9 protein-coding genes are annotated in these 13797 nt (G+C 73.0%); 2 read left to right on the top strand and 7 right to left on the bottom strand.

Features of this window, described 5'->3' with window-relative positions; all coding sequences use genetic code 11:
* Positions 1–14: 14 nt before the first annotated feature.
* The 4 genes from OHA99_RS28090 to rpsA all read right to left on the bottom strand — a co-directional run bounded on the left by OHA99_RS28090 (position 15) and on the right by rpsA (position 3834).
* Entirely contained in the window at positions 15–395 is a 381-nt protein-coding gene (locus OHA99_RS28090) for a tetratricopeptide repeat protein (RefSeq protein ID WP_405698289.1), read from the bottom strand.
* A 49-nt stretch (positions 396–444) separates the two neighbouring features.
* Positions 445–1071 (bottom strand): dephospho-CoA kinase, encoded by a 627-nt coding sequence (gene coaE, locus OHA99_RS28085; protein ID WP_381502832.1) that lies wholly within the window; start codon positions 1069–1071, stop codon positions 445–447.
* Positions 1072–1207: 136 nt separating this feature from the next.
* Positions 1208–2146, bottom strand: a complete 939-nt coding sequence (locus OHA99_RS28080) for a PAC2 family protein (RefSeq protein WP_007448422.1) — start codon at positions 2144–2146, stop codon at positions 1208–1210.
* Positions 2147–2319: 173 nt separating this feature from the next.
* Positions 2320–3834, bottom strand: a complete 1515-nt coding sequence (gene rpsA / locus OHA99_RS28075; protein WP_007448423.1) for a 30S ribosomal protein S1 — start codon at positions 3832–3834, stop codon at positions 2320–2322.
* Between the two features lie 224 nt (positions 3835–4058).
* Here rpsA and OHA99_RS28070 point away from each other — a divergent pair, with 224 nt between their 5' ends.
* Positions 4059–5063 carry a class I SAM-dependent methyltransferase gene (locus OHA99_RS28070; RefSeq protein ID WP_381502835.1) on the top strand — a complete coding sequence of 335 codons (1005 nt, stop codon included), beginning with the start codon at positions 4059–4061 and terminating at the stop codon, positions 5061–5063.
* 76 nt (positions 5064–5139) lie between these two features.
* On the top strand, positions 5140–8202 hold the full coding sequence (locus OHA99_RS28065) for an ATP-dependent RNA helicase (protein WP_405698288.1): 3063 nt from the start codon (positions 5140–5142) through the stop codon (positions 8200–8202).
* A gap of 47 nt (positions 8203–8249) precedes the next feature.
* On the opposite strand, the gene OHA99_RS28060 is transcribed toward OHA99_RS28065, so the two are convergent.
* The 3 genes from OHA99_RS28060 to polA form a co-directional block, all read right to left on the bottom strand.
* Entirely contained in the window at positions 8250–10076 is a 1827-nt protein-coding gene (locus tag OHA99_RS28060; protein WP_405698287.1) for a lytic murein transglycosylase, read from the bottom strand.
* Positions 10077–10270: 194 nt separating this feature from the next.
* The gene (locus OHA99_RS28055) at positions 10271–10591 is read right to left on the bottom strand and encodes a hypothetical protein (RefSeq protein ID WP_313895821.1); all 321 of its coding nucleotides are present in this window, start codon (positions 10589–10591) and stop codon (positions 10271–10273) included.
* A gap of 340 nt (positions 10592–10931) precedes the next feature.
* The gene (polA, locus tag OHA99_RS28050; protein ID WP_366473716.1) at positions 10932–13655 is read right to left on the bottom strand and encodes a DNA polymerase I; all 2724 of its coding nucleotides are present in this window, start codon (positions 13653–13655) and stop codon (positions 10932–10934) included.
* Positions 13656–13797 lie beyond the last annotated feature (142 nt).

The following is a 13797-nucleotide window of genomic DNA, read 5'->3' as shown; positions in this document are numbered from 1 at the left end:
GAGCCGAGCGGCAGTCAGGAGTCGAACCGCGCCTGCTGCAAGTACTCCGGGTTCGGGTCCAGCGCCGCCGCCAGCCGGAAGTGGCGCCGGGCCTGGTCGGGGCAGCCCCGGCGCTCGTAGGTGCGGGCGAGTGCGAAGTGCGCGAACGCGTTGTCCGGCTCGCGCTCCAGGACGATGGTGAACTCCAGCTCGGCCGGTCGCAGTTGCGCCGCCGCGAAGAAGGCACGCGCGCGCAGCATCCGCGCGGCGGTGTTCTCGGGGTGGGCGCCGACGACCCCGTCGAGGAGCTTCACCGCGCCGCGCGGGTCCCGCGCCGCGAGCAGCTGCTCGGCGGCACGGAAGTCGATGACATCCGTCTCCGGCGTACGTCCGGTCGAACCGCTTGTCTCGGGCACGGCAGAGTCCTTCCCTCGCTGGAAGGGATCAACGCGCGCGCGGGGTTCGCTATTCCGTGCGCCGCCCGGCGTCCCGTTCGCCGTGCGCCCTGCGCACCAGTCCGGCCCACACCTCTGCCACCCGGCGGCGCAGCTCCTCGAGCGGTACGTCGTTGTCGACGACCACGTCGGCGATCTCCCGGCGCTGCTCGCGCGTCGCCTGGGCGGCCATGCGGGCCCGCGCGTCCTGCTCGGTCATGCCCCGCAGTCGTACCAGCCGGTCGAGCTGGGTGGCCGGGTCGGCGTCCACGACGACCACGAGGTCGTACAGCGGTGCGAGGCCGTTCTCCGTGAGCAGGGGGACGTCGTGGACGACGACGGCGTCCTCGGCGGCGGACTCTTCGAGGGCGCGGGAGCGCTCACCGACCAGGGGGTGCACGATGCCGTTCAGGACGGACAGTTTCTCCGGGTCGGCGAAGACGATCGAGCCCAGTTTCGGCCGGTCCAGGCTGCCGTCCCGGGCGAGGACGTCCTCGCCGAACGCCGCCACGACCGCGGCGAGCCCCGGCGTCCCGGGGGCGACGACCTCACGCGCGATCCGGTCGGCGTCGATCAGGACGGCGCCGTGCTCGACGAGGAGCCGCGACACCTCGCTCTTGCCGGCGCCGATCCCGCCGGTCAGGCCCACGGACAGCACGACCGCGCCTCCACCTCACCAATCCCCGCGGGTGCGGGGAGCAACTTACCGACTCCGATACCGCCGGTCAGACCCACCGGATCATCCCCGCTGCAGCGAGGAGAGGTGGGGCGCGCTCATCCGGCAGGTTACCGGATCAGCCGTCGCCCTCCCGCTCCGCCAGGAACCGTTCGAACTCGCGGCCGATCTCGTCCGCCGAGGGGATCTCGAGGGGCTCGGCGAGCATGTTGCCCCGGGTCTCGGCACCGGCGGCCGCGTCGTACTGGTGCTCCAGGCCCTGGACGAGCGCGGTGAGTTCCTCGTCGCCCTCCTGGATCTGCCGGTCGATCTCCGTCTGAGTGCGATGGGCCTCGGTGCGCAGGGCGTGCGCGATGCCGGGCAGGACCAGACCGGTCGCCGCGGTGATCGACTCCAGGACGGTCAACGCCGCGTCCGGGTACGCGGAACGGGCGATGTAGTGCGGGACGTGCGCGGCGACGCCGAGCACCTCGTGGCCGGCCTGCGCGAGCCGGTACTCGACGAGCGCCTCCGCGCTGCCGGGGACCTGTGCCTCCTCGAAGGGGCTGCGGTGGCCCGGCACGAGGTCGGTGCGGGTGCCGTGCGGGGTGATGCCGACGGGACGGGTGTGCGGGACGCCCATGGGGATGCCGTGGAAGCTCACCGACAGACGGACGCCGAGCCGCTCCACGATCTGCCGTACGGCGGCGGCGAAACGCTCCCACTCGACGTCCGGCTCGGGGCCCGACAGGATCAGGAAGGGCGCTCCGGTGGCGTCCTGGACGAGCCGCACCTCGATGGTGGGTTCCTCGTAGTCCGTCCAGGTGTCGCGTTTGAAGGTCAGCAGCGGCCGGCGCGCCCGGTAGTCCACGAGCCGGTCGTGGTCGAAGCGGGCGACGACCTGGTGGGGCAGCGAGTCGAGCACCTGGTCGACGATCTGGTCGCCGGTCTCGCCGGCGTCGATGTAGCCGTCGAAGTGGTACAGCATGACCAGTCCGGCCGACTCCTGGGCGAGTGCCATGTCGACGACGGCAAGGCCCTTCGGCTCCCAGGCGTACAAATCCTGCGGATCAAGCACAGTGACCGCTCCCCTCCTCGTGTTCACACGTGACAACGCCCTTGCGGGGCGGGGCATTCCCAGAAGGAACCGCCCCGGGAGAAACCCCGAAGGGGCCGCACCTCGGAAGGTGCGGCCCCTCGGTCAACCGCTGTGCTTCAACCGCCGTGGGTCAGCGGCCGGTGTGCGGAGCTTCAGCTCTGGCCGCCGGCCAGCTTCTCGCGCAGCGCGGCCAGCGCCTCGTCCGACGCCAGGGCGCCGGAGTTGTCGCCACCCTCGGAGGAGTACGAGCCACCGCCGCCGCCACCGCTGCCGGACGCGGCCTGAGCCGCACCCGCGGTGTCGACACCCTCGGCCGCGGCCTTCTCGTCCGCCTCGCGGGACTTGATGACCTGCGCCTGGTGCTGCTCGAAGCGCTGCTGGGCCTCGGCGTACTGCGTCTCCCAGGCCTCGCGCTGGGTCTCGTAGCCCTCGAGCCAGTCGTTGGTCTCGGGGTCGAAGCCCTCGGGGTAGATGTAGTTGCCCTGGTCGTCGTAGGACGCGGCCATTCCGTACAGGGTCGGGTCGAACTCGACCGCCGACGGGTCGGCGCCGAAGGCCTCGTTGGCCTGCTTCAGCGAGAGGCTGATGCGGCGACGCTCGAGGTCGATGTCGATGACCTTGACGAAGATCTCGTCGTTGACCTGGACGACCTGCTCCGGGATCTCCACGTGGCGCTCGGCCAGCTCGGAGATGTGGACCAGACCCTCGATGCCCTCGTCCACGCGGACGAACGCACCGAACGGCACCAGCTTCGTGACCTTGCCGGGCACGACCTGGCCGATCTGGTGGGTGCGGGCGAACTGCTGCCACGGGTCTTCCTGGGTCGCCTTCAGCGACAGGGAGACACGCTCGCGGTCCATGTCGACGTCGAGGACCTCGACGGTGACTTCCTGGCCGACCTCGACAACCTCGGACGGGTGGTCGATGTGCTTCCAGGACAGCTCGGAGACGTGGACCAGACCGTCGACGCCACCCAGGTCCACGAAGGCACCGAAGTTGACGATCGAGGAGACGACGCCGGAACGGACCTGACCCTTCTGGAGGGTGGTGAGGAACGTCTGGCGGACCTCGGACTGGGTCTGCTCCAGCCAGGCACGGCGGGACAGGACCACGTTGTTGCGGTTCTTGTCCAGCTCGATGATCTTCGCCTCGAGCTCCTTGCCCACGTAGGGCTGGAGGTCGCGGACGCGACGCATCTCGACCAGGGAGGCCGGGAGGAAGCCGCGGAGGCCGATGTCGAGGATGAGACCACCCTTGACGACCTCGATGACGGTACCGGTGACGATGCCGTCCTCTTCCTTGATCTTCTCGATGGTGCCCCAGGCACGCTCGTACTGGGCGCGCTTCTTCGAGAGGATCAGGCGGCCTTCCTTGTCCTCCTTCTGGAGAACAAGGGCTTCGATCTCGTCACCGACGGCGACGACCTCGTTGGGGTCGACGTCGTGCTTGATCGAGAGCTCGCGGCTCGGGATGACACCTTCGGTCTTGTAACCGATGTCGAGCAGGACCTCGTCCCGGTCGACCTTCACGATGACGCCGTCGACGATGTCGCCGTCGTTGAAGTACTTGATCGTCTCGTCGATCGCGGCGAGGAAGGCTTCCTCGTTACCGATGTCGTTGACCGCAACCTGCGGGGTGGTGGCGGTGGTCTCGGTGCTGCTCGTCATGTGGGAAAGGGCTCCGGTACGGACATTGAGTCGTAGGTACTGCTTGCGCCGGGAGCCCGTTTCGCTCTGAAGAAGCCGGACAGCTTAGGAAGCGTCACCGAAACCAGGGGTGACACCTCGAGAACCGAGGGGACATACAACAGATGCGAGCGCGACCTGCTACGTCTGAGGTGCGCAGGCCCGCAGCGCAACTTGTAGCATACGGGGGCAGCCGGGCAGGGTCAATGCGCGAAGCCGCACACCCGGGGCGGATCGTCGCATACCCGGCACAAAAGCCGTCTCCCGAGGCCACACGGAGCCCTGGACGCCCCTTGCGCGACACGCGGGCGGCGGCACGGAAGAGCCCGCAGACTAGTACGAGGGAGCCGGTCATCCAAGAGCCCGCAACGTCCGAAGCCGTATCCGGGGTCGCATCCGGGGCCGAGGGAGCCGAAGGTCCAGAACCCGAGGCCACCCGGCGTGCCGCCGGTGTCACGGAGAGTTCCCGCGCCAACCGCGGCTGGTGGGACCGGAACGCGGACGAGTACCAGACCGAGCACGGCACCTTCCTCGGCGACGACCGCTTCGTGTGGTGTCCCGAGGGGCTGGACGAGGTGGAGGCCGAGCTGCTCGGCCCGCCGGAGGACCTGAAGGGCAAGGACGTCCTGGAGATCGGGGCCGGCGCCGCCCAGTGCTCGCGGTGGCTGACCGCCCAGGGCGCCCGCCCGGTGGCGCTGGACCTCTCCCACCGCCAGCTCCAGCACGCCCTGCGCATCGGCGGCTCGTTCCCCCTGGTGTGTGCCGACGCGACGGTCCTGCCCTTCGCGGACGGCTCGTTCGACCTGGCCTGCTCTGCGTACGGGGCGCTGCCGTTCGTCGCCGACCCGCGGCTGGTGCTGCGGGAGGTGCACCGGGTGCTGCGGCCCGGCGGCCGCTTCGTCTTCTCGGTCACGCACCCGCTGCGCTGGTCGTTCCCGGACGAGCCCGGGCCCGAGGGGCTGTCGGTGTCCGCGTCGTACTTCGACCGCACGCCGTACGTGGAGCAGGACGACGAGGGCCTCGCGGTGTACGTCGAGCACCACAGGACGCTCGGCGACCGGGTGCGGGACGTGGTGACGTCGGGGTTCCGGCTGGTGGACCTCGTGGAGCCGGAGTGGCCGGAGTGGAACACCTCGGAGTGGGGCGGCTGGTCGCCGCTGCGCGGGCATCTGATCCCGGGGACGGCGATCTTCGTCTGCGAGCGCGACTGAGCCGTGGCGCCATCGGCCCGGCTGCGGGGCCACGCGCGCGTGGAGGGCGGTTTCGTGGGCGTACGACACTGGGGGCGTGATCCGTTACGACGCCCTGGACGCGCTGCCCGTGCGCGGCGCCCTGCCCGCGCTGCACGACGCCCTGGAGGGGCCCGGCACCGCGGTGCTGGTCGCGCCGCCCGGCACCGGCAAGACGACGCTGGTGCCGCTGGCGCTGGCCGGTCTGCTGGGCGGGGCCGGGGCTCCCGCGCGGCGCGTGGTCGTGGCCGAGCCGCGGCGGATCGCGGCGCGGGCGGCGGCGCGGCGGATGGCGTGGCTGCTGGGCGAGAAGCCGGGCGAGCGCGTCGGGTACACGGTGCGCGGTGAACGGCTGGTCGGGCGGCACGCGCGCGTGGAGGTCGTCACGACCGGCGTGCTGCTCCAGCGGCTCCAGCGTGACCAGGAGCTGACGGGCGTCGACGTGGTGGTGCTGGACGAGTGCCACGAGCGGCATCTGGACGCGGACACGACGGCCGCGTTCCTGTGGGACGTGCGGCAGGCCCTGCGTCCCGAGCTGCGGCTGGTGGCCGCGTCGGCCACGACCGACGCGGAGGGCTGGTCCCGGCTGCTGGGCGGCGCGCCGGTCGTCGAGGCGCCGGGCGTGTCGTATCCCGTCGAGGCCGTGTGGGCGCCACCGGCACGTCCCGTGCGGCCGCCGCACGGGATGCGGGTGGACCCGGCGCTGCTCGCCCACGTGGCGTCGGTGGTGCGGCGGGCGCTGGCCGAGCGGGACGGGGACGTGCTGTGTTTCCTGCCGGGGGTCGGCGAGATCTCCCGCGTCGCCGGGCATCTGGGGGCGCTCGGGGACGTCGACGTGCTCCAGGTGCACGGCCGGGCGTCCGCGGCCGTGCAGGACGCGGTGCTGGCGCCCGGGGCACGCCGCAGGGTGGTGCTGGCGACCTCGGTGGCCGAGTCGTCGCTGACGGTTCCGGGCGTACGGGTGGTCGTCGACGCGGGCCTCGCCCGGGAGCCGCGCGTGGACCACGCGCGCGGGCTGAGCGCGCTGACGACGGTACGGGCGTCGCGGGCGGCGGCGCGGCAGCGGGCGGGCCGGGCCGGCCGTGAGGCGCCGGGGGTGGTGTACCGCTGCTGGGCGGAGGCGGAGGACGCCCGCCTGCCGCGGTTCCCGGCGCCGGAGATCAAGGTGGCCGACCTGACGGCGTTCGCGTTGCAGGCGGCTTGCTGGGGCGACCCGGACGCGTCGGGTCTGGCGCTGCTCGATCCGCCGCCGGGCGGGGCGATGACGGCCGCCCGGTCGGTGCTGGAGGCGGTCGGCGCGGTGGACCCGGCCGGCCGGGCGACGGAGCGGGGGGCGCGGCTGGCCCGCCTCGGGCTGCACCCTCGGCTGGGCCGGGCGCTCCTGGACGCGGAGGAGCTGAGCGCGGGGACTTCGCGCCGGGCCGCCTCGGGGCCGGGGGCGGCACCGGGGGGTCGCGCCGGGGCACGGGGCGCGAGTGCGGGTACGGGTGGCGGCGCGGGGGCACGTGACCGTGCGGGGGCACGTGACGGTGCGGGGGCGCGTGACGGTGCGGGGGCCTCGCCGGCGAAGGGCTCGGCCCCGCGGCACGCCGACGGCGACACCGCGCGACGGGCCGCCGCCCAGGACGAGGGCTCAAGCCCCGGTGTCTCCGGGGCTGGTGTCTCCGGGGCCGGTGCCTCCGGGGCCGGTATCTCCGGGGCGGGCGCCCGCGAGGCAGGTCTGCCACGGATCGACGCCCCCGGTACGGGCGCTTCCGGTGCGGGCGCTTCCGGGACGGGCGCTTCCGGGACGGACGCCTCCAGGGCCGGTGACTCCGGAGCAGACGCGGCCGGGGCGGCCCCCTCCACGACGGACGCCCTCGGGACGACCCCCTCCGGGGCGGGCATCTCCGGAACGCGGGCCTCCGCCGCAGGCGATGACCGGGCGGGCGGCTACGCGGGCCGGGGAGCCGGGGTGGGTGCGGTGGTGGCCGAGGTGGTGGGGCTGCTGAGTGAGGAGGCGCCCCGGGAGTACGGGGACGATCTCCCGGCCGTGCTGCGGGCCGCTCGGCGCGGCGGGGACGCGTACGCGGCACGGTGGCGGGCCGAGGTGCGGCGGCTGCGGGGCGCCGTGGAGGGCGGGGGTGGTGGACGCGGACGGCAGGTGGGCGAGGAGGCTCTCGCCGGACTGGTGGCCGCCCTGGCGTTTCCCGAACGGGTGGCCAGGAAGGACGGCGGTTCGTATCTGATGGTGTCCGGCACCCGGGCGGAGCTGCCGGAGACGTCCGCGCTGCGCGGGGCGCAGTGGATCGCCGTAGCCGTGGCCGACCGGCCCGTGGGAAGGGGGCACGCGCGCGTGCAGCTCGGCGCGGTCGTCGACGAGGACACCGCCCGGCTCGCGGCCGGGGCGCTCCTGACGGATCGGGACGAGGTGCACTGGGCCGACGGCGACGTGGTGGCCCGGCGTGTCGAGCGGCTCGGGGCCGTGGAGCTGGCGGTGCGGCCCCTCTCCGACGCCGACCCCGGCCTCGTACGGGGCGCGCTGCTGGAGGGGTTGCGGCGGGAGGGGTTCGGGCTGCTGCGCCGGTCGGCGGACGCGGAACTGCTGCGCCAACGGCTCGCGTTCCTGCGGCGGCACCTGGGTGAGCCCTGGCCGGACGTCACCGACGACGCGCTCCTCGCGCGCGCGGACGAGTGGCTGGAGCCCGAGCTGAGCCGGGCCCGGCGGCGGTCCGACCTGGGGCGGATCGACGCCGGCCAGGCGCTGACGCGGCTGCTGCCCTGGGCCTCCGGGGAGGCGGCGCGGCTCGACGAACTGGCCCCCGAGCGGATCGCCGTCCCCAGTGGGTCCAGGATCCGGATCGACTACGCCAACCCCGAACAGCCCGTCCTCGCGGTGAAGTTGCAGGAGATGTTCGGGCTCCAGCGGTCACCGGAGGTCGCCGGGGTGCCGCTCCTCGTGCATCTCCTCTCCCCCGCCGGCCGTCCCGCCGCGGTCACGGCCGACCTGGCCTCGTTCTGGAGGGACGGATACAAGGGCGTACGGGCGGAGCTGCGCGGCAGGTATCCGAAGCACCCGTGGCCCGAGGACCCGGCCACGGCGGAGCCGACGCGGTACACGAAGGCCCGGCTCGGCAGGTGACCGCGGCGGCCCGGCGGGGCGGAGGGCGCCCCGCCGGGCCGGCCGGCCTACGCCTCCGGTCCGGTGGACGGTTCAGTGGCGGGGGTCTCGGACGGGCCGGTGGAAGGGGTCTCGGACGGGTCGGTGGAGGGTTCCGGTGTCGTGCCGGCCTCCTTGGCCACCGTCAGGGTGACGTCGAGCGTGCCGCCGCCCGGGGTGGTGAGGCGGAGGATGTACGTGCCCTCGGCGTCGTCGGCGTAGAGCTTCGGCAGCTCCAGCACGCCCTTGGCGTCGGTCTTCCGGCCGGTCAGCGTGCGGACGGCCTTCTGGTCGGCGTCCTTGAAGTAGGGGCCCTTGTCGTTCTCGGTCGGGTCGGCGTCCGACTTGATGAGCGTCGCGGTGACGGCGACCTTGTCCGCGACCGCGCCCTTGAGCGTGGCCTTCACCACGACGGGGTCGGCGAACTCGCCGCCCGGCGTGCACGTCGGCTCGGTCTCGGTGGTGCGGGTGAGCTTGTCGGCGACGCGCTCGGTGACGGTGGCCTTGTAGTCCAGGCCCGGGAGGGTACGGCCGATCACCGTGGCGCGGACGGTGAACTCGCCGGTCTGCTCGCCGGCCACCAGCGCGGGTGCCTCGGCGGTGCCGGAGGCGTCGGTGGTGACCGCGGCGAACTTGTCACCGCCGGTGAAGGCCGCGTCCGTGTCGCCCAGGACCGTGAAGCGGATGCGCACCTTGCCGACGGCGTCTCCGGCCTTGGTCTCGGCACGGGCGCTGATCTTCTTGGCGAAGGTGTCGCCCGCGGTCGCGGTGAGCCCCGTGGTGCCGGCGTTCTCCAGGTGGTGAACGGTGTCGGTGGGGGTCGGGACCGGCGTGGGGGTGCTGGTCGGCGGCTCCGGGTCCTTCGGGGGCTTGGTGCTCGGACCGCCGGGGCCGGTGGACTCGCCCGACGTCGGCGGCTTGCTCGGGCCCTTGCCCGGGCCGCCCGGGCCGGGCGTCGCGCCCGGAGCCTTGGGCGGAGTGCTCGGGCCCGTCCTGCCCCGCGGGGGACCGGCGCCCGCGTCGGTGTCGTCGCTGCGGCCGACCGGGAGGCTGCCGGTGCCGTCCGGGATCTCGTGGGTTCCCCTGCGGTAGTGCTCGAGCCACGACAGGACCGTGTTCAGGTAGTCCTGCGAGTTGTTGTAGCTGAGGATCGCGCGGTCGAGGTCGGCCTGGTCGGACAGGTTCCAGTCGTAGCGGCACAGGTAGTGGCCGGCGGCGAGCGCGGCGTCGTAGACGTTGTTGGGGTCTTCCTTGCCGTCGCCGTTGCCGTCGCGTCCCGCCCACGCCCAGGTGGACGGGATGAACTGCATGGGGCCGACGGCGTTGTCGTAGCTGCTGTTGCCGTCGTAGACGCCGTTGTCGGTGTCCTTGATGAGCGCGAAGCCGTTGCCGTCGAGCTGCGGGCCGATGATCCTGCCGATGGTGGTGCCGCCCGCGTCCACGCGTCCGCCGCGGGCCTGACCGGACTCCACCTTGCCGATGGCGGCGAGCAGTTGCCAGGGCAGGTTGCAGCGGGGCTTGGCACGGCGCAGCTCCGCCTCGGCCTTCTTGTAGGCGTCGAGGACGGTCGCGGGGATGCCTGCCTCGGGCGAGCCCGGGGAGGTGGGCGTACCCGTCGTCGGGGCGGGGCTGGGGCTGTTGAGCGGCGGCAGGTCGGTGTAGTAGGGCGAGTTGCCGGTGGCGCTCTCCGCGGAGGGCGTGTCGGACGTCGGCACGTTGTCGGCGGTGGTCTGTCTGCCGTTGCCGTCGGCCGTCACGTCGGGAGCCTGGGACGCGGACAGGGCCGCGACCGCGAGCGCCGCAACGGTGGTGGTGACCGCCGCCTTGCGGAGCCTCCTGTCGAAATGCGCCGCCATAGAGTGAACCCCTCCCCTGGACGCCCGCGCGTCCTTGTCCGTCCGGCCCGTACGGGGCCGCAGGCGACCCTACGACAACTTGCTTTGCACGGGCACCCGTTCGTGCCCGATATTCACCACTTGCTCATATGAGGAACTGTGGTGGCGCTCGTCCTCCGTCACGCGGCCGCCGTGCCGCCGTGCCGCCGGGAGCGTCAGTACGGAGCCGGGCCTCCGCGTCGTGCGCCCAGGGGGTCGGCGCTCGCGACGAAGACGGTGAAGGTGCGGGCGGGGCGCGGCCGCGGCAGCAGGCTGAGGGCCAGGGCGAGGTAACCGCGGGCCAGGCCGGCCCACAGGCGCCAGGCGGGTGTCTCGTGCGGGGCGGAGACGGCGGAGGTGGCGGGGGCGGCCGGTGCCTTGCGGGCGAGGCTGCGGCGGATGTCCTTCGCGGTGTGCCGCAGGGCCGTCGTGAGGGTGGCGGGGGTGCGGCCGGTACTTGCGCCCGGCGCGAAGACCGGGACGGGGAGGAGTGGCACGCGGGCGGGTCGGTCTGTGCGTGCCCGTGCCGGTGTTGTCCGGGGGTGGAGCATGCGTATACCCATGTCCGCATCCTCGGCGGAGAGCGGGGGCGGGGCGTTTCCTCGGGGGCCAGCGGAGTGACGGGGGGGCGGGGCGTGGGTGTCCCTAGCGGAACGGAGGGCCGCCCCCCGGTGCCGACAAGGTCGCCGGCGTTGGTGGGGGGGGCGGGGGACGCAGCCCGGCGTTGCGGGTGCCGCTGCGCCCACCCGTGCCGCCCCAGCGGCACGACTGCCCGCAGCAGCGCGCGGCAGGGCCGCAGGGCCGCAGGGCCGCAGGGCCGCAGGGCCGCAGGCGAGGCTAGTGCGCTGCTGACTCCCAGTCTCGGCCCACGCCCACCGAGACGCCCAGGGGGACCCTGAGCCGTACCGCGTCGGCCATTTCGCGGCGGACCAGTTCCTCTGCCGTCGCGCGCTCGCCCGGGGCGATCTCCAGGACGATTTCGTCGTGGACCTGGAGGAGCATGCGGGACTCGAGGCCGGCCTCGCGCAGCGCCTTGTCCACGTTGAGCATGGCGATCTTGACGATGTCGGCCGCCGTGCCCTGGATCGGCGCGTTCAGGGCCATGCGCTCGGCCGCCTCGCGGCGCTGGCGGTTGTCGCTGTTGAGGTCGGGCAGGTAACGGCGGCGGCCGAAGAGGGTCGCCGTGTAACCCGTGGCCCGTGCCTCGTCGACGACCCGGCGCAGATAGTCCCGGACACCGCCGAAGCGCTCGAAGTAGGCGTCCATGAGGCCGCGGGCCTCGGCCGCCTCGATGTTCAGCTGCTGGGAGAGGCCGAAGGCGGACAGGCCGTACGCCAGCCCGTAGGACATGGCCTTGATCTTGCGGCGCATCTCCGCGTCCACGGCCGACTGCTCGACGGAGAAGACCTGGGCCGCCGCGGTGGTGTGGAGGTCCTCTCCGGACGTGAACGCCTCGGTCAGGCCCTCGTCCTCGGACAGGTGGGCCATCACGCGCAGCTCGATCTGGCTGTAGTCGGCCGTCATCAGGGACTCGAAGCCCTCGCCCACCACGAAGCCGCGGCGGATGGCGCGGCCCTCGTCGGTGCGGACCGGGATGTTCTGCAGGTTCGGGTCCGTGGACGAGAGGCGGCCGGTCGCGGCGACCGTCTGGTTGAACGTGGTGTGGATTCGGCCGTCCGCGGCGATCGTCTTGATCAGGCCCTCCACCGTGACGCGCAGCTTGGCCTGCTCGCGGTGGCGGAGCATGATCACCGGCAGTTCGTTGTCCGTCTGGGCGGCGAGCCAGGCCAGGGCGTCGGCGTCGGTGGTGTAGCCGGTCTTGGTCTTCTTGGTCTTCGGCAGGTTCAGCTCGCCGAAGAGGACTTCCTGGAGCTGCTTGGGCGAGCCCAGGTTGAATTCTCGTCCGGCCGCCGCGTGTGCCTCCTTCACCGCCTGCTGGACGGCGCCCGCGAACATCTGCTCCATCGCCTGGAGGTGTTCCCGGTCGGCGGCGATGCCGTGCCGCTCCATGCGGGCGAGCAGCGCGGACGTGGGCAGCTCCATGTCGCGCAGCAGGTCGGCGGCGCCGACGTCCGCCAGGCGGCCCTCGAAGGCCTCGCCCAGGTCGAGGATCGCGCGGGCCTGCACCATCAGCGCCTCGGCCTCGGCGCCCTCGTCCGCGCCGAAGGCGAGCTGCCCGTCGGCCGCGGCGGCGGGAGCCAGCTCGCGGTGCAGGTACTCCAGGGACAGCGCGTCCAGGTCGAAGGAACGGCGGCCGGGCTTGACCAGGTAGGCGGCGAGCGCGGTGTCCATGTCCACGCCGGCGACGCTCCAGCCGTGCTCGGCGAAGACGCGCATCGCGCCCTTGGCGTTGTGCAGGACCTTCGGCCGGTCCGGGTCGGAGAGCCAGGCCCGGAACGCCGTCTCGTCGGCCTCGTCGGTCTCCGTCGGGTCGAACCAGGCGGCCTTGCCGTCGGCCGCCGCCAGTGCGACCTCGGTGACCGAGCCGGTGCCCAGGGCCCAGGTGTCGACCGTGGCCACGCCGAGCGGCCGGTCGCCGTGCTCGGTGAGCCAGCCGGCCAGCTCGCCCGTGCCGAGGACCGTGCCGTCCAGTTCCACGCCGTCCGCGACCACCGGGGCGGCCTCGGCCTCCTCGGCGCCCGGGTCCACGGCGTGGAGGCGCTCGCGCAGGGAGGGGTTGCGGATCTCCAGGGTGTCCAGGATCACCGCGACGCCCTTGCGGTCGTACGCCGTCCGCTCCAGGTCGGTGACCGTCTTCGGCAGCTCGACGCGCCGCTCCAGCTCGGTGAGCCGGCGGTTGAGCTTGACGGACTCCAGGTGGTCGCGCAGGTTCTGCCCGGCCTTGCCCTTGACCTCGTCGACGCGCTCGACCAGCTCGGCGAAGGACCCGAACTGGTTGATCCACTTCGCGGCGGTCTTCTCGCCGACGCCCGGGATGCCGGGCAGGTTGTCGGACGGGTCGCCGCGCAGCGCCGCGAAGTCGGGGTACTGGGCGGGGGTCAGCCCGTACTTCTCGAAGACCTTCTCCGGGGTGAAGCGGGTCAGCTCGGAGACGCCCTTGGTGGGGTAGAGGACCGTGGTGTGCTCGCTGACCAGCTGGAAGGAGTCCCGGTCGCCGGTGACGATCAGCACGTCGAAGCCCTCGGCCTCGGCCTGGGTGGCGAGGGTGGCGATGACGTCGTCCGCCTCGAAGCCCTCGACGGCGAAGCGGGGGACGTGCATGGAGTCGAGCAGCTCGCCGATCAGCTCGACCTGACCCTTGAACTCGTCCGGGGTCTTGGAGCGGTTCGCCTTGTACTCGGTGAACTCCTCGGACCGCCAGGTCTTGCGGGAGACGTCGAACGCCACCGCGAAGTGCGTGGGCGCCTCGTCACGCAGGGTGTTGGCCAGCATCGACGCGAAGCCGTAGATCGCGTTGGTCGGCTGGCCCGTCGCGGTCGTGAAGTTCTCCGCGGGCAGCGCGAAGAACGCGCGGTACGCCAGGGAGTGCCCGTCCATGAGCATCAGCCGCGGTCGGCCGCCGGAGGTGCTGTCGGTCTTCTTCGATGCTGTCTTCGCCACGAGTCCGATCCTGCCATGTGCCACTGACAGTCGGTGCGGGGATCGTCTGTGGCACCGGCGCGGCGATCCGTCTGCGGGTACGTTGCGGCTGGTCGCGCCCACGCGGCGGAGCCGCACATCGAGCACAGCCCCGCGCCCCTTT

Source organism: Streptomyces coelicoflavus (genome assembly GCF_045041415.1).
GTDB classification, from domain to species: Bacteria; Actinomycetota; Actinomycetes; order Streptomycetales; family Streptomycetaceae; genus Streptomyces; species Streptomyces coelicoflavus.
This window is presented reverse-complemented; position numbering and strand designations above follow the sequence as displayed.